Annotated in this window: 19 protein-coding genes and 2 pseudogenes; 7 read left to right on the plus strand and 14 right to left on the minus strand. The window is 44.5% G+C overall.

Annotated elements, in window-relative coordinates:
• On the minus strand, nt 1-621 hold the full coding sequence (locus tag AABA11_RS11845) for a LysE family translocator (RefSeq protein WP_338268180.1): 621 nt from the start codon (nt 619-621) through the stop codon (nt 1-3).
• A 128-nt stretch (nt 622-749) separates the two neighbouring features.
• Nucleotides 750-998, minus strand: coding sequence for a hypothetical protein (locus tag AABA11_RS11850; protein WP_338268183.1), 249 nt, complete (start codon nt 996-998; stop codon nt 750-752).
• A gap of 173 nt (nt 999-1,171) precedes the next feature.
• On the opposite strand from AABA11_RS11850, the pseudogene AABA11_RS11855 reads away from it, so the two are divergent.
• From AABA11_RS11855 to AABA11_RS11870, 4 genes and pseudogenes are all read left to right on the plus strand, one after another.
• A pseudogene (locus tag AABA11_RS11855) lies at nt 1,172-1,900 on the plus strand (IS30 family transposase); the annotation flags it as partial.
• Nucleotides 1,901-1,981: 81 nt separating this feature from the next.
• Nucleotides 1,982-2,344, plus strand: a complete 363-nt coding sequence (tnpB, locus tag AABA11_RS11860; RefSeq protein WP_338264837.1) for an IS66 family insertion sequence element accessory protein TnpB — start codon at nt 1,982-1,984, stop codon at nt 2,342-2,344.
• 26 nt (nt 2,345-2,370) lie between these two features.
• A complete protein-coding gene (gene tnpC / locus AABA11_RS11865; protein ID WP_338264682.1) occupies nt 2,371-3,921 on the plus strand; it encodes an IS66 family transposase in 1,551 nt (516 codons plus the stop codon).
• Nucleotides 3,922-4,125: 204 nt separating this feature from the next.
• Nucleotides 4,126-4,353 (plus strand): annotated as a pseudogene (locus tag AABA11_RS11870) (IS30 family transposase); the annotation flags it as partial.
• Here the strand turns inward: AABA11_RS11870 and AABA11_RS11875 are convergent.
• The 5 genes from AABA11_RS11875 to exaC all read right to left on the minus strand — a co-directional run bounded on the left by AABA11_RS11875 (nt 4,328) and on the right by exaC (nt 10,846).
• Nucleotides 4,328-4,852 carry a hypothetical protein gene (locus AABA11_RS11875; RefSeq protein ID WP_338268185.1) on the minus strand — a complete coding sequence of 175 codons (525 nt, stop codon included), beginning with the start codon at nt 4,850-4,852 and terminating at the stop codon, nt 4,328-4,330. The pseudogene AABA11_RS11870 and the gene AABA11_RS11875 sit on opposite strands and share 26 nt — an antisense overlap.
• 88 nt (nt 4,853-4,940) lie before the next feature.
• Nucleotides 4,941-5,642, minus strand: coding sequence for a hypothetical protein (locus tag AABA11_RS11880; RefSeq protein ID WP_338268187.1), 702 nt, complete (start codon nt 5,640-5,642; stop codon nt 4,941-4,943).
• Between the two features lie 140 nt (nt 5,643-5,782).
• Nucleotides 5,783-7,354 carry an inorganic phosphate transporter gene (locus AABA11_RS11885; protein WP_338268189.1) on the minus strand — a complete coding sequence of 524 codons (1,572 nt, stop codon included), beginning with the start codon at nt 7,352-7,354 and terminating at the stop codon, nt 5,783-5,785.
• Between the two features lie 302 nt (nt 7,355-7,656).
• Complete coding sequence (locus AABA11_RS11890; RefSeq protein WP_265728117.1) at nt 7,657-9,039, minus strand: L-serine ammonia-lyase; 1,383 nt, start codon at nt 9,037-9,039, stop codon at nt 7,657-7,659.
• A gap of 289 nt (nt 9,040-9,328) precedes the next feature.
• Complete coding sequence (gene exaC / locus AABA11_RS11895) at nt 9,329-10,846, minus strand: acetaldehyde dehydrogenase ExaC (RefSeq protein WP_338268192.1); 1,518 nt, start codon at nt 10,844-10,846, stop codon at nt 9,329-9,331.
• Between the two features lie 218 nt (nt 10,847-11,064).
• On the opposite strand from exaC, the gene AABA11_RS11900 reads away from it, so the two are divergent.
• The gene (locus AABA11_RS11900; protein WP_265728115.1) at nt 11,065-11,988 is read left to right on the plus strand and encodes an AraC family transcriptional regulator; all 924 of its coding nucleotides are present in this window, start codon (nt 11,065-11,067) and stop codon (nt 11,986-11,988) included.
• 12 nt (nt 11,989-12,000) lie between these two features.
• Here the strand turns inward: AABA11_RS11900 and AABA11_RS11905 are convergent, their stop codons facing one another.
• The gene (locus tag AABA11_RS11905; protein WP_338268196.1) at nt 12,001-13,212 is read right to left on the minus strand and encodes an MFS transporter; all 1,212 of its coding nucleotides are present in this window, start codon (nt 13,210-13,212) and stop codon (nt 12,001-12,003) included.
• A gap of 236 nt (nt 13,213-13,448) precedes the next feature.
• On the opposite strand from AABA11_RS11905, the gene AABA11_RS11910 reads away from it, so the two are divergent.
• Entirely contained in the window at nt 13,449-14,660 is a 1,212-nt protein-coding gene (locus AABA11_RS11910) for an MFS transporter (protein ID WP_338268198.1), read from the plus strand.
• A 50-nt stretch (nt 14,661-14,710) separates the two neighbouring features.
• On the opposite strand, the gene AABA11_RS11915 is transcribed toward AABA11_RS11910, so the two are convergent.
• The 4 genes from AABA11_RS11915 to folM form a co-directional block, all read right to left on the minus strand.
• A complete protein-coding gene (locus tag AABA11_RS11915) occupies nt 14,711-15,886 on the minus strand; it encodes an MFS transporter (RefSeq protein ID WP_338268201.1) in 1,176 nt (391 codons plus the stop codon).
• A 66-nt stretch (nt 15,887-15,952) separates the two neighbouring features.
• Nucleotides 15,953-16,228, minus strand: coding sequence for a hypothetical protein (locus AABA11_RS11920; protein WP_338268204.1), 276 nt, complete (start codon nt 16,226-16,228; stop codon nt 15,953-15,955).
• Nucleotides 16,229-16,361: 133 nt separating this feature from the next.
• The gene (folE, locus tag AABA11_RS11925) at nt 16,362-17,045 is read right to left on the minus strand and encodes a GTP cyclohydrolase I FolE (RefSeq protein ID WP_338268206.1); all 684 of its coding nucleotides are present in this window, start codon (nt 17,043-17,045) and stop codon (nt 16,362-16,364) included.
• A gap of 74 nt (nt 17,046-17,119) precedes the next feature.
• Nucleotides 17,120-17,842 carry a dihydromonapterin reductase gene (gene folM, locus AABA11_RS11930; RefSeq protein WP_338268208.1) on the minus strand — a complete coding sequence of 241 codons (723 nt, stop codon included), beginning with the start codon at nt 17,840-17,842 and terminating at the stop codon, nt 17,120-17,122.
• Nucleotides 17,843-18,068: 226 nt separating this feature from the next.
• Between folM and AABA11_RS11935 the strand changes: the two genes are divergently transcribed.
• Nucleotides 18,069-18,992, plus strand: a complete 924-nt coding sequence (locus AABA11_RS11935) for a dienelactone hydrolase family protein (protein ID WP_338268210.1) — start codon at nt 18,069-18,071, stop codon at nt 18,990-18,992.
• 43 nt (nt 18,993-19,035) lie between these two features.
• Here AABA11_RS11935 and AABA11_RS11940 read toward each other — a convergent pair whose 3' ends face one another.
• On the minus strand, nt 19,036-20,139 hold the full coding sequence (locus tag AABA11_RS11940; protein WP_338268213.1) for an MJ1255/VC2487 family glycosyltransferase: 1,104 nt from the start codon (nt 20,137-20,139) through the stop codon (nt 19,036-19,038).
• Entirely contained in the window at nt 20,136-20,651 is a 516-nt protein-coding gene (locus AABA11_RS11945; protein ID WP_338268215.1) for a phosphatase PAP2 family protein, read from the minus strand. The genes AABA11_RS11940 and AABA11_RS11945 overlap by 4 nt, the downstream gene beginning before the upstream one ends.
• Nucleotides 20,652-20,664: the final 13 nt, after the last annotated feature.

The raw sequence follows: 20,664 nt of genomic DNA on the forward strand, positions 1-20,664 counted from the left end.
TTAACCTGTTGCGAGCCAGACGCCAACCCCAATCATCAACGTGCCAGCAATACGGTTCATGATTCGAACATTTCCGCTTTTCATTAGAATCGATTTTAATGTTCTGCCGCCAGCAGCGTAAATAAGCAAGCAGCTTAACTCAAGCGTCAAAATAATCGAAATCAAGACAATCAATTGCGACGTTAATGGCTGATTCGCGTCTAAAAAAGGAGGCAATAAGGCCACAAAAAAAGCCCACCCTTTAGGGTTAGCAATCGCAGTGACAAAACCTTGAGACATTAAATCCAACCGAGAAGCCGGTTTAGCCCCTTCCGAGTCCATTTTAATCGCCATTTTGCCTTTCGATAGCCACATTTGTAGGCCAACAAACGCCAAATACGCCCCACCTATGTATTTCAACACCATAAAGACATTGGGATAATTTAACAACAAGGCCGCCACACCAATAGCCGATAAAATCGCCACTGTCGCCACGCCCACTAACTCCCCCAACATCATCCATAAAGCTCGTTTAACGCCAATGGTCATGCCTAAGGTCATCGCCAACGTCATGCACATGCCTGGGGTAATAGACACAAAAAAGAACGTCGGAATAAAAGCCGATAAAAGTGCCAAATTCACAGAGAGATCCTTATCAAAAATGAAGTAGTACGATGGGCAAAATTCTCATGGCGGGGCGTAACTAGCAAGCCACAAAGTGCAAAAATAATGAATAATCTATAAATTAACTAACAAGAGTGGGCAAATAATTAAAAGCGTTTTTTAGTCTGAAAAGTAGAGTCTTCGATGAACTTACTCCACTCGTCATCCAACTCTCCTTCCTCTTGGCTGTCCATACTTCGGCTTATTTCTTCTTCGGCTTTTTGCAAAGCAAGATCGTCTTCAATTTCTTGAAGTAAATCTTTTAATTTAAGGATAGTAGATTGTGCTTCAATGGACTCCTTAACCGGTGTCAGCTGCGACAGCGCCTCTTTGTACATTTCAACGGCGGTCTCCATTTGACCACTTAAAAACGCTTTACGAGCAAGATACGAATGATAATCCGCATTAATTTTATAATGGTAAAAGTCCTAAATTCAGATAATAAGTGCGACACTGCAAATCAGGTGTAGAAGAAGCCAACTGCTGAAGTTGATACACTTCTTCTTACCACAGATAAAGCAGTACCAACATGAATTATCAGCAGTTGACCGAAGGCAAAAGATACCAGATTTCCGCTCTTTTAGGGCAAGAAATATCAGTGGCAAATATTGCACTCATCCTGAATTGTCATAGAGCTACGATTTACCGTGAGTTAAAGCGGAATAAAAAAGTAACAGAATATTGCCCTGACAAAGCCCAAAGAGCCTGTTTGATAAGGCGGAAGACAGCGGCAAAATATCGCATATCATCAAAGACAATTGATTTTATTCGTATTTTAATTGAAATCGACTGGAGTCCTGAGCAAGTCTCTAACGTACTCAAAAACTGCGGTGTTCCCGTCAGTCATCAATGGATTTACCAATATATCCATGATGACAAAAGAAACAAAGGGACACTTTACCGCCATTTGAGGCAAGGAAGAAAACGCTACCGGAAAGGCCAGAGAACAAAAGCTGAAGTGATCAAGAATAAGGTATCCATTGATGATCGGCCTGTGATTGTTGATACCAAAAAGCGCTTTGGAGACTGGGAGATAGACACTGTTTTAGGTAAGCACGGCTCAGGCTCAATTGTCACCTTGCTAGAAAGAAAGACACGTTTTTACCTTATAAAGAAAGTGGATTCGAAATCAGCCAAAGATGTGACTCAAGCAACCATAGAGCTATTGCTGCCTTTTAAAGATCATGTTCACACGATCACAGCAGATAATGGTCGAGAGTTCGCGTATCACGCTGAGATAGCCGAAGCATTAGAAACGTAAGCGTCCGGCAAACCACACATTTTAATTATCTTCAAACACCTTAAAATCTGTTGTCTTTTAAATCAGAGCAACAGACTCATGTTTACCGCGTCTTCCCAGCTTAACGTTACTCTCATTTGTGGACCAACCGATATGCGTAAGGCCATTGATGGACTTTGCAATATTGTCGCCTACGATCTTAAAAAAGAACCTTGTAGTGAGCACATTTTTGTCTTTTGTGGGCGAGCTCGTGACAAGATTAAAATATTGCAATGGTCTAATAATGGTTTTTGGTTGCATTACAAACGATTGGAAAAAGGCTCTTTCCAATGGCCTGGCATTGAGGATGAACATTTATCGCGGCACATATCCCATCGACAACTTAATTGGTTGTTGGATGGTTTGCCTCTTCACTCTCAAGAGGCTCATCCGCATTTAACCTATCGATATCATGACGAATAACCCATTAGGTTGGTATAATCCAACCCATGAAAATGCTTCCAGAAAACTTACCCAATGACGTTGAGTCACTCAAGGCTATCTTGCTTGAGCAAGCTCGGCTGTTGGGTGAAAAAGACTCGCAGCTTGCACAGTGGCAATCGAAATACACGTTCATTTTAGAGCAGTGGCGTTTGGCGCAGCAAAAGCAGTTTGGCAAAAGCTCGGAAACCTCACCTGGGCAAGGTGAGTTGTTTGATGAAATGGCGGCCGAATCTGATGTCATCGACACGGAGACTGAAACGCAGACCGTCTCTTACACTCGCTCGAAACCTAAGCGTCAGCCCCTGCCAAAGGATTTACCTCGCGAAACGGTTGTACTGGATATCGCTGAGTCAGACAAAGTCTGCTCATGTTGCCAAGGTGCACTTCATCGCATAGGTGAAGACCGTTCTGAAAAGCTTGATTTTATCCCGGCTCAACTCAAGGTCATCGAAACGGTTCGCCCTAAATACGCGTGCCGTGAGTGTGAGAAAACAGGCACCCAGAATGCGATTAAGCAAGCGGTTGTGCCACCGAGCATTATCCCCAAAGGCATCGCGACCCCTAGTCTGCTGAGTCAGATTATCACGGGCAAATTCCAATACAGCTTACCACTCTATCGACAAGAAACCTTATTTAAGCAATACGGTATCGAGTTGAGCCGACGAACCATGTCAGATTGGATGAAAAAATGTGCCGATGCCTTAGAGAAGCTTTATGAACGGCTGCATCAAGAATTACTGAAACAGTCCGTTATCCAAGCGGATGAAACCACCCTCAATGTGATCAAAGAAGCTCGTTCGAAATGTTACATGTGGGTGTATTGCACAGGCAAAGATGCCCCAGACAAACGCAATCCGATCCCGAATATCGTCCTATACGATTACCAACCGACACGAAGTGGGCAATGCGCCGTCGACTTTTTACAAGGCTTCGATGGCTATCTTAATGTCGATGGCTACCAAGCGTACGAATCGACCCAAGCCAAGCTGGCTGGTTGCTGGGCACATGCACGTCGTAAGTTTATTGAAGCGGAAAAAGGCATGCCGAAAGGCAAGTCAGGAAAAGCAACGATGGCGATCAATCACATCAAAAAGCTGTACGCTATCGAGACGTTGGCCCAACAGGCTGACAATGCAGAAGCCGCCTTTAAAATCCGTCAGGAGCAAGCGCCCGAAGTCTTAGCGAACTACAAAGCCTGGCTTGAAAAATCGGCTCAACAAGTGCCACCGAAATCCTTATTGAGCAAAGCGATCCAATACAATCTCAATCAATGGGACAAACTGAGCGTTTACTTGACCGATTATCGTATCAACATCGATAACAACCGAGCGGAGCGCGCCATCAAGCCCTTCGTGATTGGACGCAAAAACTGGTTGTTCTCCAATACGGGGAATGGTGCAAAATCCAGTGCAACGCTTTACAGCATAATAGAAACAGCCAAAGCCAATGGGCTTATCCCTTATGATTACTTAGTAAGATTGTTTGAAGAGCTGCCGAGAAGAAAAGAAAACGATGACATGGAAGAATTATTGCCGTGGAATATCAAGCTGACTTAAGATTGAGAATAAAGATAAAAATCTTCCCGCTGCATCCATGCAGCCTTGAATCTTCCTGAAAAGAGACAGAGCCTCCGTCCTGGAGGCATAGGTAAATCCATTTACCCTCTGTCAAATCTTAAATTATTACAATCACGTGTCAGATACAAGTTTTATGGCAATAAAAAATTAACGCGGCCTATGTGTGGTTTACCGCACGCTTACTTAGAAACGACAGTGTATTTTGCTCATCCATATAGTTCTTGGGAACGTGGAGCAAACGAAAATAGCAACGGACTCCTAAGGCAATATGTGCCCAAAGGTACCGATTTAAGACGTGTTACAGAAGAGAGAATACACTTCGCAATGAGACGAATAAATAATCGTCCAAGGAAGTGTTTAGGGTTCAAGCAACCAGCCGTAGTGTTTAAAGAAATGTGCTTAGTTGCTTGAAGTGAAAGTGTCGCACTTCGGACTTGAATTCAGGGTTAAGCAGCTTGCTGTATCGGTGCACCACATCAGGGTCGATGGTTTTTTCTTTTTGCGATGCGATCAGGAAAGATTTGAAGGATTCGAATAAGCGTCTAATCTCAATAATCATCAGCTCATCATTCATCGGCTTTGCGCGACGTTTTTGTTTACTTTCTTGAAACTCAGCCATTTCTTCAAGCAGATGCTCTCGACGGCGAGTTAAGGTGATATCGGGTTGTAACACAAGAAGTTGATCGTAAATGGCAATCATTCTAGAGAACAACCAAAGCTTCATATCCTTAGGCTGATACTGTGGAGGCATTTCATCAAGATAACGACGTACTTGGCGCAATTGATTGTTGAGCGTCGCCACTTTTCGCAACTTCTCCAATCTCGCCTGCTCTTTTAGTTGCAAAAATATCGCGAAGGCAATAAATCCACCAATAACAAGCAACAGTACAGTAATGGTAACAGCAGTCATATGATACGTTGTTTACCTTAATATTGTTTATGGCTAAATAAGATGCCGCCAATCAATCAACAAGTGAACTAGACTTTGTGATTCCGCATTATTTCGATTCCAGTTCTGCTTTGTTCTTTTTAGCGAATAGAAGATTCTCTACATCCTGTATCATATTCTGTAAACGTACTTTCTCTCTTTTAGAGCTATTTACTGAACCGTTTCTCTCCATTACCGATAGCGCTGTCCTGTATTTTTCCAAAGCCCTATTTTTTTTATCGTTCTCCAGGTCATATCGAGCCTGTCGAACCAATAAATCTCGATACGCTAAATCATGAGCGTAGCGAATTAATACCACATGGTGTCGAATTAAGGCTCGACTAACACCAAAACTGTCAGAGATATTTCGCGCCTCTCTCACCATAGACTGAAGCGCGTTATGTATTTGCTCTAATTCTGCTTGGCTTCCCACACGATCCTTATTTAAAGTGTGATTCCCTAACTTGAGATCGGTCAACCAGCGAATTAAATCCTCTTGCTTCTCTACAATATCGGATTGGTAACCGACTTTCTTGAGTGGAGCAATGCAAAAAAGCAAATACTCTATCAAAAATATTCTTGTGTCCTTCGTTAAATATCGATCAGAGACCATTTCCAACGAAAACAGCAGACGTTCGCTACGGCCGGATAAATTAGAGAGAACTTTTTCTTTTAGCTCTTTCTGCCTTTTCTGCCAACGAAAAAAAGAGGGAAGAGAACACAAAAAAACCAAGAGTAAAATGGTAACAACGACCAACATGCTTACATTCATTGCTTACCCAATTACCTAAACCGCGACATTATCTAATTTTTGAACAACTGACCGTATTTTATATAACACAGCACAAGTATTGAAAACAAAAAAAAGACCAGTAATACTGATCTTTTTTTATTTCTATGTCTATTTGCTCATTAAGAGAGAGAGAAACCAAGCAACATATAGAAGAGTGCAGCAGAAAGCAAAGCAGAAGCCGGAACGGTAATGACCCATGCCGCTGCAATTCGCAATAGTGCAGAACGCTTCACTAATTCTTTCTTCGTTGCTTTTTTCAAGCCCTTACGTTCTGCTGATGAAATAGGCGAAGAAGCCTGAGCCGCTTTTAATTCTTTTAGAATTTCACGTTTCTCTTCAACATCTGCCATTTTAAAGCGCTTAACAAACTCTTGAGTTTGCTGGCCGTTATGACCTGCTGATTCAGAGTGAGAAATAATAGACGCCAATTTTTTCTCGTAAGATTGCTTCAAATATTCACGCAAGAAACCCACACCGAAAATACCACCAACTGCAATGTGAGTAGAGCTAACTGGCAAGCCAAGCTGAGATGCAACAATCACCGTAATGGCCGCGGCCATCGCAACACAGAAGGCGCGAGTCTTATCAAGCTCAGTAATTTCTGAACCTACAGTCTTGATCAGTTTAGGACCAAACAGAGCAAGACCCACCGCAATGCCAATACCGCCTACCATCATAATCCATAGTGGAATAGAGGCTTTGCTAGAAACCGCGCCAGTCATTAATGCATCATTAATAGCCGCTAAAGGCCCAATAGCATTGGCTACGTCGTTTGCGCCATGAGCAAAGCTCAACAATGCTGCAGACACAATCAGCGGAAGAGTAAATAAGCTATTTACCGCATCTTTGTCATTTTTCAAGGACGCTGACGCTTTATCAACGATCGGACGAACGAAGAAATACACAGTCAAAGCAATAGCAAATGCAATCAGTGCCGCCGTGATGAAATCAAACTTCCAAAGGTGCTTCAATCCTTTAAGGATAAGATAGGTTGAAAACGCCCAAACCATAAAACCAACGAGCAAAGGCACGACCTTTGTCGCCGCTTCGATCATATCATTCTTGTAAGTGATAGAGCGTTTAATGTACATCAAGAATAACGCAGCAATTACACCACCTAATACAGGAGAAATTACCCAGCTCGCTACGATAGCGATTAGCTTATCCCAGTTCGCAATATCCCAACCACCAGCGGCAATGCCAGCACCTAAGACACCACCAACAATAGAATGCGTTGTGGAAACAGGCGCACCTAGGTAAGTGGCCAAATTCAGCCAAATAGCGCCCGCCAACAGCGCCGCCATCATGACCCAGATAAAGGTTTCAGCCTCACCTATAGAGTTAGGATTAATAATGCCGTTTTTAATGGTTCCAACGACATTACCACCCGCAATCAAAGCGCCAGCCGCTTCAAAAACAGCAGCAATTAATATGGCCCCAGTCATGGAAAGTGCTTTCGAACCTACCGCAGGGCCCACGTTATTGGCAACATCGTTCGCACCGATATTAATAGCCATGTAGGCACCTATCGCGGCAGCAATCGCCAAAATAGAAAGATTTGACACTCCGACGCCATTTGATGAAGCGTAGAAGCCTGCCAACAAAACAAATGCCAGTGCAATTAATACACGAACAAACTCATGACCACTCAACAAAGTGGATTCTTCTTTCGGGTTATTTGTAAGATCCATACGGGCTCTTCTTTCTGTCGTTAATCTTTGCCAAACCACTATTCACTCAAGACGCACTTGAGTTTACAGTGACATGCTTATCCCAGCATCCGAACTTCATCTGGCACTCAATTCATCCCGTTACATTTTTATTAAATGTAAATTCCGCGCCATTCTACACTGGGAGTCTGCAGATAAAAACCCCAAAAGTTTTGCGTAGAATATGACTCGTAAAAACAAAAATAAGCGCCAATAAAGGCGCTTATGACAAAGATACTACAGAAATATGACCGTTTTATTACAGCTTGTTTTATTTAAAATAACTAACATTCAATCACGTTGACAGCCAAACCACCGCGCGATGTTTCTTTGTATTTATCATTCATGTCTCTGCCTGTGTCGCGCATGGTGCGAATTACCTTATCAAGAGACACATAGTGCGTTCCGTCACCACGTAACGCCATACTGGCAGAGTTGATGGCTTTAATAGACGCCATAGCATTTCGCTCGATACAGGGAACTTGCACTAGGCCACCAATTGGATCACACGTTAATCCCAAATTGTGCTCCATACCTATTTCTGCCGCGTTTTCAATTTGTTCGGGGGAACCGCCCGTCGCCGCCGCTAACCCCGCCGCCGCCATCGCGCAAGCCGAACCAACCTCTCCCTGACAACCCACTTCAGCGCCTGAAATTGACGCATTCTCCTTAAATAATAGACCAATTGCCGCCGCTGTTAGAAAAAAATCAATCACCCCTTCCTCACAAGAACGAGGGCAAAATTCCCAATAATAATGAAGTACAGCAGGAATAATTCCTGCGGCACCATTGGTTGGCGCGGTCACAACTCGCCCACCCGCCGCATTTTCTTCATTCACCGCCAATGCGTATAGATTCACCCAATCCATCGCCCCCAAAGACGGTGTGATCATATCCATTCGAGTCTTGCTGGTTAAATCTCTGTGCAAACTTGCGGCTCTGCGCTTCACTTTTAAACCACCAGGTAAAATCCCTTCGTTACGGATACCATGCTGAACACACGATTTCATAACAGACCAAATAGACAAAATACCTTGTTTAATTTCTTCTTCCGTTCTCCAGTGACGCTCATTTTCTAACATGATTTGAGCGATGCTTTTGTCTTCAGATCGGCAAAGCTTAATAAGCGCTTCTGCACTATGAAAAACATGAGGCAGCTCAGTAGTGTCCTCTACTAACGCAACATTCCCCTGCTCATCTTCCTGAACAATAAAACCACCGCCAACAGAGTAAAAAGTGGCCTGATGTAACGTTTTTCCATCTTCATCAAACGCCACTAGCACCATGCCATTCGCATGAAAATCCAATCGATCAATGCGGTGATAAATAAGGTCTGTCGCCACATTTATAGTAATGGGGTGTTGCGCTAGCAAATTGAGCTGTGAGGATGACTCAATACGCTCGACGCGCTCATTAACGCCGCTAGGATCAATCAAATCCGGCAGTTCGCCTTCTAAGCCCATCAGCACAGCCGTGCCCGTACCATGCCCTTTGCCCGTTGCGCCCAACGACCCATAAAGGTCTATTTTTAATCGATGCACTTTGGATATTAACTGGTGCTCTTTTAACTGATGAGCAAATTGATTCGCTGCAACCATTGGGCCAACGGTATGAGAACTGGAAGGACCGATACCCACTTTAAAAAGGTCAAATAAACTGATTGCCATCGCTTTTTCCTCTGCCGACGCTTACTTAGGTTACGGCGTAAAAATTGTAGAACACGAGATCACTTCCCGCTGAAATTATCACTTATGAGATAAAGTTTCCAATCGGAAACTTGGTTTTTTTAGCAATACAGGAAGGCTGTTAGGAAATAGGCAATTTTTTGACGCTTCAAGGCTACTGGTTTACCCGCTGAACTTTCATTCCATTAGAAAACAAAAAAGCCAGTTCAAAAATGAACTGGCTTTTGATGAACAATACTATCTAGCTTATAAACGCCAAATGCGTTTCGAATTAAAAGAAGCCCAAAGGATTCACATCGTAGCTGACCAACATATTTTTCGTTTGCTGGTAATGCTCAAGTGCAACCTTGTGCGTTTCACGGCCAACACCCGATTTCTTGTAGCCACCAAACGCAGAGTGAGCTGGATACTGGTGATAGCAATTCATCCACACTCGACCCGCTTCTAGGTTACGCCCCATGCGATAAGCAAGGTTAGTATCACGAGTCCAGACTCCGGCACCCAAGCCAAACTCACTGTCATTGGCAATGGCCAGCGCTTCCGCTTCGTCTTTGAACGTCGTCACACTCACAACGGGACCAAAAATTTCTTCTTGGAAAATACGCATCTCGTTGGAACCTTTAAATAAGGTCGGCTGAACATAGAAGCCTTTGTCCAAGCCATCAATCGACTCTACACCGCCGCCAATCAATAGCTCAGCACCTTCTTCTTTACCAATATCAATGTAGCTTAAAATCTTATCGAATTGCTGTTTGGACGCCTGCGCCCCCACTTGCACATCGGTATCCAAAGGATTACCGCGTTTGATGGTCTTAGTACGTTCAATGACCAACTTCATAAAGTCGTCGTAGATGGACTCATGAACCAACGCACGAGAAGGACAAGTACATACTTCGCCTTGGTTAAAGAACGCCAGCACCAACCCTTCAACGCATTTACTAATAAACGCTTCTTCGTGTTGCATCACATCTGCAAAGTAAATGTTTGGAGATTTGCCGCCCAACTCAACAGTAGATGGAATGATATTTTCCGCCGCACATTTCAAGATATGTGAACCCACAGGAGTAGATCCCGTAAAGGCGATTTTTGCGATACGCTTACTGGTTGCAAGAGCTTCACCGGCTTCTTTACCATAGCCATTAACAATGTTTAGTACGCCAGGTGGCAATAAATCTTGGATGACTTTAACCAGCTCTAGAATAGACGCAGGCGTTTGTTCTGCAGGTTTTAGCACCACACAGTTGCCCGCTGCAAGCGCAGGAGCCAGCTTCCAAGCCGCCATCAGGATTGGGAAGTTCCAAGGAATAATTTGCCCAACCACGCCTAACGGTTCATGAAAATGATACGCCACAGTATGCTCGTCTAGTTCCGCCGTGCTGCCTTCCTGCGCTCGTAAGCAGCCAGCAAAATAACGAAAATGATCCGCTGCTAAAGGAATATCGGCGTTTAACGTTTCACGAACGGCTTTGCCGTTATCCCATGTTTCGGCCACAGCAAGCGCTTCTAGATTTTGCTCGATACGATCCGCAATTTTTAACAAGATATTAGAACGATTTGTCACCGATGTTTTGCCCCAAGCAGCACGCGCAGCATGAGCAGCGTCCAGAGCAAGATTGATGTCTTCTTCAGTAGAGCGAGGGATACGACAAAACGCTTCGCCATTAACAGGACTGATATTGTCAAAGTATTGACCTTTCACTGGTGCGACCCATTCGCCACCAATAAAGTTGCCATACTCAGCTTCAAAAGAAATAAGGCTGCCGTTAGTACCAGGTTGAGCATAGATCATAAAATCATCTCCGTTATTGTTGTTTTTATTTCAGGTTTTTACCTTGTCTATTACTGTAGAAACAATAAATCCGAAAAACTTGCCTGTGAGTCCATGAAACTTGTCTCGCTATCCATTTCTGATTGGCTATTTTTCATTGACCCATGGACAAGCAAGAGTGATGATAAGAGCGAAGCAACACTGCCACGCCATATCATTAAAATAAAAGAGGTGGGTAAATGAGTCGTTCTATCTCGACAGAAAAAACCTTATTGAGACACAAACGCGCGCCGATACAATTGGTCGAAAACCGCGTGTGTTTTGCAGGGCCACACTCAGAACTGAGTATTTACGATACTTATGAGCAAGCACAAAAAGTCAGCCTGAAAGCCGATTCGTTACTGTACTGCGGCATGGTTACAGGCGCGAAAGTCATGCACACCAAAGACCACGACAACATCCCTTTTCTGCCACATGAATCTTTCATTTTAGCGCCTGAAGAAGAAGTCTTTATCGATTTTCCAGAAGCACAGCACCACAGCCCCACTACCTGTTTGACCATTGCAATATCCAAAGAAAGAGTCGCGCAAATTTGCGATCGGATGAATGACATCATGGTGACCTCTTTGCCATCAGGCAGCACGCTCGACCCTAATCAACATCTGCACACCTTACATACGCAAGCGACTCAACAAGTGATCGATCGTCTCACCAGTGATTTTTTGCGCAATGATCCAGACAGAGATTTATTAGTCGATTTTGGTGTGAGTGAACTGGTCACACGCATTCTTAGGCACCATGGCAGAGACGCATTGTTACGATTCACCCAACGATCCCCCGATGCCAATGGCTTAACCTGTGTCATCCAATGGATTGAACAAAACCTTGCCCAACCACTAGACATTAACTTCCTAGCCAAAACAGCTTGCATGAGTCGCAGTCGATTTTATGAAAGCTTCAAACGTCAACTCGGTTGTACACCATTAGAATACCAACACCAACGCAGAATGAGTCGGGCTTACCAACGCTTGCAAGAAAAGTGTTCCGTCACAGAAGTGAGTTATGAACTTGGCTATTTAAGCCTGAGCCACTTTAGTCGACGCTTTCACCAACATTTTGGTATTTCACCACGACAGGCTGCTCACACTAAGCTGAATTCATAACTCATCAGCGCATTAAAAAACGTGTTTCAATTTGGTTTTACAATAAATAAAAACCAATAACATCAAGAGCAACGCTGCCATCAATGCGAAGAATGGAACCAACTGACCAAGTTGATAAAGCGATGCCAAAATAACTGGGCCCAACGCCGCACCAAGCCCTTGCATAGAGGCGTTCATACTGGCCAAACGACTTTGCTGATCGTCTTTTACCAATAAAGTTTGAGCGGTCACAATACCAGGAAACAAAAATCCAAAGCCCGCACCAAATAACCCCATCGCCAGTAACACACCAACGTACGAATCCAGATAAATAAATGCCAACTGCGCCAACACACCAAGTCCCACGCCCGAAAACATTAACGTCACCACGCCAAGCTGAAACCTTGGTACCAGAATCATTTGCACCAAAATACTGAAGCAAGACATGGTCATCATTGCAAAGCCCAACTGATGAGTCGTTTGCGCAACATCCAACTGGAATCTATCTTGAATCAAAAAACTCATGATTTGTTGTACACCAGTCATCGCCAATATAGACAACGAAGACATGCACAAAAAGGGCATTACAGGTTGAACTAACCAATTGATCGCTGGCGGCTTTTCAAACTGACGCACATGCTTCGCATCCTTAACAAAAAACACCACTAACAAAGCGGCACAACCCGCCAAAAAACCAATGATATAAAACGGTGCTGTTAGCCCCAAACTACTCAACAAAGACGCAAACGCAGGTCCCAATATCATCCCGATACTGAACGATGCACCAATCATTGCAATCGTTGAACTACGGTGCTTAATATCAGTATGTGCAATAAGATACGTTTGGATTGATGGCAAAACACCAGCAATCCCCAGAGAAAACACAATGCGCAAGGCAAAAACCCAATAATAGGTCTGCTCTGCGGACAAGTGCTTCGCCAGCGCCTCTTGCAATACAAAACCGGTCAACGCGATCGTCAAGGCATAACTGCTCATACCAATAATCACGGAGCGAACGCGGCCAATGCGATTAATAATGCCGCCCCACAAAAACGCAGCAACCACAAAGGTCGCTGCCCCTGCAGTGATCAGCGTACTAATACGAACATCCGCTAAACCGATCTCGCGGCCAATGGGCGGTAATGACGTAAATATAAACGATTGCCCAATGCCTACAGCCATGAGACAAGACAGCAGCAACCAGCGAGATAATCGCTCGTTGGAGGAAGAGTTGGAGAGAGTCAATGTGTATCCTTTTTTTCTATAAAATAGCGGTTCAATCCGCGAATAAAGCGGATCTATTTAAGCAAACTAAGGGTAAAAGTTTGCCCATTTCAAAGGGCTATTTATCATCCTGATAAGCAGACAGCCAAATTACCATATTCTTTGCATGATTTCTGTTTCAATTTCATCGAGCACACACTTAAAAAGCACGTAAAATAGATCAATCTCCTCAAAACGTAAAATAAGTGAACAACACCATGCCACCTCTGTTTAAGCACCCTAATTTCGTCCATTTTTGGATTGGTCAAATAGCGTCTTCCTTTGCCTTTCAAATGCTCAGCGTTGGTATAGGCTGGCAAATGTACGACTTAACCAATAGCGCCATGGCGCTTGGATTAGTCGGACTTTTTCAGTTTCTTCCACAGTTATTACTGACCTTGGTGGTAGGACATGTCGCCGACCGCTACAACCGTCGACTGATCTGTGTGTGCACTCGATTTACCATGGCCATGACGGTTGGTATTTTGGCCTATGGAAACATTACATCGAGTATTTCCGCCAATATGATCTACCTATGCGCGGCATTGCTTGGCACCGCACGGGCATTTGAAATGCCAGCAAACCAAGCCATTCTGCCTAATTTAGTCCCCACTGAACTACTTTCTAGAGCCATCAGCGCCATAGCTTCAGCCAGAGAAATTTCTGTTATTGCGGGACCCGCCCTAGGCGGTCTAATCTATCTTTTGGGCCCCACAACGCTATACGTTTCGAGCATGAGTTGCTTTTTCGTGTCATGCATCATCATGTTCTTTTTGCATTACAACTTTACGGTGAAAAGCAAAGCACCGATCGACATGTCACACTTATTAGGTGGACTGAAGTTTATACGCGGCAACAAGGTCATACTAGGCTCAGTGTCATTGGATATGTTTGCCGTACTTTTAGGCGGAGCTACCGCCTTATTACCGATTGTGGCCAAAGACATTCTTCACACAGAAGCGTGGGGCTTGGGTTTGCTCCGTTGTGCCCCTGCGGTGGGCGCACTCCTCATGTCAATTTATTTGGCCCGCCGCCCTTTAACTCACAGCGTTGGGAAAATCATGTTTGCAGCCGTGGCTGTGTTCGGTGTGGCAACGATTCTGTTTGGGTTATCCGAAAACCTTATCCTATCCATGGTTGCCTTAGTGCTACTCGGCTCATCGGACATGATTAGCGTGGTCATTCGTTCAACGCTGGTACAATTAGAAACACCGGATGATATGCGTGGACGAGTCAGTGCGGCCAACTCTGTTTTTATTGGCAGTTCCAATCAATTAGGGGAATTTGAGTCGGGGGTAACCGCGGCGTGGTTCGGTGTGGTTCCCGCTATTATTATTGGTGGTGTTGGTACCATTGCCGTTGTCGGTATCTGGATGTACTTGTTTCCCTCTTTAGTAAAACGCAACACCTTAGAAAACGAAGCCTCTTAACCTAACGGCTTAGCAGGCTCCATAACAAGCACACTCAGATCATTCTAGGGTTATGAACCCCGCTTTAGAATGATCTGAAACAACCCAAACAACAACAGTGCATACACCAAAAATGTCACGCTCAGATAGGTCAGACCAAACTCGCCGCCAATCAAACCGCTCAAAAAAGGCAAGCTCATGGCTCCAATAACCGCGGCACTCATTTGAAAACCAATGGCGTGAATCGCGTATTTTTTTCCAACTCGCGCCACTGTTTGGGAAATCATGCAGGGGAATATAGGTGCAGCACAAAAACCCATCAACAACAGCCCAACATAGCTCGTATATGGCGTCATGTTGATCGAAAATAATACCGTGCCAACAGCCACACCCGCTAAGCACAGCCGCAACAATTGATCGACAAGAAAGCGCTCAACCAAAAGACCAAAAATAGCGCGCCCAAACGCCAATGCCCCCCAGTAAACCGCCACCCAAGTTCCGGCGCTGGCCAAGGAAATACCACGAGATTCAGTCATAATAGTAAAGGCCCATTGCCCAACACCGACTTCCACACCAGAATACAAAAAGAAAAAAGCAATTTGATAGCGAATAACTGGATTCTTCAATGCTTGAGCTTGAGTCACTGTCGCTAGGTCATCCGGCGAAGGCTCTGCTTTTTTAGGAGCGTGTTTATCACTTTCCCATAGATGCCGACTAAACAAAAACACCACCGACATAGTGAACAAAATCACCGCTAGTACTGCGTACCCTAACCGCCAATTCTGCGAAAAGCTCACCAATACCGCCGTAACAATAATAGGTCCTGTGGTAGCCCCAACGCCAAATGCGGCATGCAACCAATTCATGTGACGTGTCGAAAAGTGTTCCGCTGCATAGGCATTCATTCCGGCATCAATAGCCCCCGACCCCATTCCTATGACCAAAGAAAACGCCATAAAAATAAGAAAAGCCGGGCTAAAATAAAAGCCAAATAAACCGATGCTAACCAACAAGCTGCTTACTATCAGTAACCAGCCAACACCAAAACGCTGAATAAGATACCCAACCGAAAAGCTCGATATCAAATAGCCAACACCACCAGCAGCAATCACCAGACCCAACCATCCCATTGGAACGGAAAACTCGACTCGCACAAATGGCCAGTTAATCCCATGAGCTGCGTCTGGCAACCCTAAACTGATAAAGCCCAAATAAGCAATAAACAACAACACGCCGGACGTACGCATTTTCTATATCCTTATTGAAATTTTGCTTATTTGAACGTATCTAACTCATAAATAAAATCTTTAAATCTACTTAAACCACTTACGTTTTTCTTTTTCGATGGTCTTCCACTTCCAGTTTGGTGACTCTCCTTTCCAAACATACATCCCTATCAATGCAAGAGTACACACGCTGACCCAACCAACCCACGTCAATACGTCCACTTTTGGGTCTACCCAGAAGCTGACCAAAGCAATGCTTAACAAATAAGCCACAATAACGCCCCAGCCTTGCCATGAAGTTGGCTTCCCCCATCCCCAGCCATTTTCTTTGGCTGGAAACCACGCTGCTTTTTTATCTGTCATAATCACACCCACACATCAAATTGGCTTTATTTCCATAACACAGTGCCTGAATCTAAGGCATAAAAAAAGAGCCTTGTTTCGGCTCTTTCCATTCACATCTTACGACCAACCCTACACGACCAAGTATGACAATTTAACGGGCAAGAAATTCGCCGCGTGTTTTGTCGCTGCGTTTGAACAATCCACCCAACGCAGTCGTTTGAGTAGATGAGCTGGCATCCATGACACCACGGGCTTTCACGCAGTAATGTACCGCATTGATGCTAACGGCAACATTGTCGGTTTCCAACAACGTTTGTAGTGTCACTAAAATTTGCTGAGTTAGACGCTCTTGTACTTGTGGGCGCTGAGCAAAAAATCGCACAATACGGTTTATCTTAGACAAACCAATGATCTTATTCTTTGGCAAGTACGCCACTTTTGCTAAGCCATCAATGGTCACAAAATGATGTTCGCAAGTACTGGTAAAGCTGATATCACTCACCTTAACCATTTCATCGACTTGCATTTTGTTTTCGATCACAGTGATTTTAGGAAACAAACTGTAATCCAAACCGGAAAAAATTTCTTTCACGTACATTTTAGCGATGCGGTGTGGGGTTTCGGCCAAACTGTCATCCGTCAAATCCAGACCGAGCGTTGTTACTACATCTTCAAATGCATTTTTAATGCGCTGGTATTTTTCTTCGCCGGTTAAACCGTTATCAATCATCGGCGTTTCAAGGCCGCTTTTGACTAAAGCATCACGTACTTTTATGGCCTCGGTAGACAACACAAGGCTATTTACATTAGTTAGTTCAGCTGTATTCGCTTTCATATCTTTGTCCTAAGTTTCTTAACCCTGTCTCATGACATGGAGGCATTCAAAATAAAGAAGTCTCACTTGGCAATTCACACCAAATGTCGGCCTCCATCAAGTGACAAGGTTCGACCTGTCATGTAGTGACTGTCTAATATGTACTGTACGGCTAGTACGGCTTCTTGCTCGCCCGGCTCTTTGCGAAGCAACGATTTATTCAACGCTTTTTTTCGATATTCATCGTCATCATGTTGGTTAAAAATCAACAGAGATGGCGCGATGGCGTTGACTTTAATCCGTGGCGCAAAACGTTTTGCAAATGAAAGTGTTAAATTCGCTAAACCGGCCTTACTTGCCGCGTAAGCAATGTGTTTATCACTGCCTTTTTCCGCCACATAATCCGTCATGTGAATAATGTCTGCTTGTCCATCATGCTCAGCGCCCGCACATAATAATGCTTCGAAGGCAAGATTTATACGATAAGGCGCAAATACATGCACTTGCCACATTTTTTCCATTAACAACGACGTATCTTCACCCTCTTCCTCTGAGTCCCACTCAGACGCATTGTGAACAATGCCACCCAAAGCAGAATAATCATTTCGTATTTGGCTAATAAAAGCCTCTACGCCCGCAGCGGTTGAAAAGTCTGCTTGTATGCAAGCGATTCCCTGCGCTTCAAGTTGCGTAATTTCATCGCGCATTCGACGATAAGTAATTATCACCTGATACCCTTCAGCAAGAAGCGCTTTGGCACAAGCAAGCCCCAAACGTTGCGCGCCACCAGTAATAATAATCGGCATTTTACGCATCATTAATATCCGTTCCTACAAAGTTTTATCTACTAAACACATGAAACCAGACTATTGATAAAGAGTTATATTTTATCTTTGCTAATCTTAATACGCATTCGTCTGAAAAAAAGATCAATAAATGTCATCTCGATGCTTTTTTTCTGCGTATTCATTGAACCACTTTACCTGATTAAGTTCTAAACAATGCGTTACATACCGAGATAACAACCAGAGAGAAGGAATTGTAATGACTTTATCGACTGAAAAATCGACCGCTAGACCATTATCCACGAACCGTATTCCGCAAGAAGCCTTTGACTGGTATGACGAATACGCACACGGTGACATAGACCGTCGTACGTTTTTATCTCGCCTTGGAACACTCAGCGTCACAGGGTTAACACTTTCTGTTGTTGCTGGCGCACTCACCCCAAACTATGCGCTTGCAGAACAAGTCTCTTTTAATGACCCAGACATTACCGCGACTTACGTCGAATACGACGCGCCCCATGGACACGGTAAAGCACGAGGTTATTTGGTTATCCCGAAAAACGTCACCCCAAACAACAAAGCGGCCACAGTGCTTGTGGCTCATGAAAACAGAGGCCTTAACCCCTACATTGAAGATGTGGCTCGTCGCCTAGCCAAAGCAGGGTTCATTGCGTTTGCTCCAGACGCGTTATTCCCTTTGGGTGGTTATCCAGGCAATGACGACGAAGGTCGTGCCATGCAAAAGACATTAGATGGCAATAAAATCGAAGGTGACTTTATGGACGCGGCAACCTTGCTTAAAAACCATGAATTAAGCACCGGAAAAGTCGGTATGGTTGGATTTTGCTACGGTGGCTACTTGACCAATGCGTTGGCCGCGGCCATGCCAGATACCATTCACGCAGGCGCGCCCTTCTACGGCACCCCAGCCAAATCCAATATCGACAACATAAAAGCGCCGTTACAGCTGCATTTTGCCGAACTTGATAAACGCGTGAACGACACTTGGCCAGAATACGAAAAAGTATTGAAAGCGAACAAAGTCGATTACACAGCCTATGTGTATGCCAAAGCAAATCACGGCTTTCACAATGACTCAACCGCTCGCTACGATGAAAAGAATGCTGAACTGGCTTGGGATAGAACTGTTGCCTTTTTCAAGAAGACACTGAACGCCTAACCGTCCAGCCTGAAACTAAGAAAACAAAACGTTACGGCCAACATTAGGCCGTAACGTTTTTAATATTGGTAGGCAGTCTAGACGCAGACTTATCCAACGCTAAAGTAAAATCAATTCCACGAACGTTCGGTGTTTGCTTCCATAACGACTCGCACAAATCCTCGACACTCACATCATTCCCAGACTGCAACCACGCCACAACAGCACGAGCAACATTAGGATACGATATCTGTACCACTCGACTTGTTTCTAGCCAGTCTTGAATAATATCCGAGCTCAACACATCGCTTGTTTTCGCCACGCCCAACATCTCTAACGCGATCGCATTGGAATGCTGTTCGATCTGGCCTTTCAATGGTTTTGCTAAAATACGACGCCCTAATTGCAACGCTTCAGAATTCAATTCAAAACCGGCATTGCACAATACCGATTCACACTCACTCAAGTTCTTCTGAAACAAATCACGGCCAAATGGAAACACCTCCACATTACCGTAAACACCTGGTTCAATGTCCTTACAATGCAATTTAAAACGGTAATTCGGCACGCCTTCTAACCACTCTAACACCGCTTCACTGTTTTCGAAGGGCAAATAGACCAACACCTGCTCAGGGTCAGCGATATTCGTTAAGGGTTGCGCATGAATAAGCGGCGGTAAAATCGGGTGCCCAAAGTGGTGCCAATGCGCACCCAGCTGTGTGGTTGCAGGCGCAAAATTCGACATAATAAACTGCGCAATGGCATTCTTTTTATACCGTGGAATATCATATTTGAATGCATACTGATGCCCAAACCCCACACATGTAACGCCTTGGCGTTTGGCTGCCCAGGCGACAATAGGTTCAAAATCGGCCATCACCAAATCGTAACCGCGGGTATCCAGACTGCAAATGTCTCGGTATAACTTATAAAAATTGGCACTGCGGCACGTAGCGTATAAATCCAGTTTGCCATCTCGAGCGACAAAGCTTAGCCCTTGAAACGTTCGATAATCCCCAAACACAGCCATGTCGAAATAGTCTTCGGGTGGACGTCCAGAAAAAACGAAATCCACCTCGACACCTGCTGCGTGCATTTCAGCCGCCATGGCTCTCGCTCGCGTAATGTGTCCATTGCCCGTTCCTTGAACGCCATACAGTATTTTCATACCAACACTCCTATTGCCAACGCAGCACACGCGCTGCCTAACAAGGCACCAATCACCGTATCCGTCGGAAAATGTACGCCCAGAAAAACACGAGACAAGCCCACATTTGCGGCCCAGAAATACAGCATAATGTTCATGCTTGGAAACCATTCGGACAAACAATAGGCCATAAAAAATGCCCCTGACGTGTGCCCAGAGGGAAAGGAAAATTGATCAGATGGGATGATAAAACTGCTGAAATTATCCAGCGCATCGGCAGGACGATTTCGCTTGAAACCTTTTTTCAATACAAGATACACAAGGCGCTCGAGTAGAAACCCCACCACCATGACAAGCACCAGCACTTTGTAACCGGTGAACCAAAACAACAAAGCCGCCGCCACATACAACGGCCCATCAGCCGAAAATGAAACAGCGCGCCCAATTCGCGTTAACAAGACTCGATGTTTTCGAGCCATACACCAAGAAAAAGTCTGTACATCCACCGCGTGGATATTTTGAAGTATGTTCATACTTATCACCTCA

This window comes from Marinomonas pontica, assembly GCF_036322735.1.
GTDB lineage: Bacteria > Pseudomonadota > Gammaproteobacteria > Pseudomonadales > Marinomonadaceae > Marinomonas > Marinomonas pontica.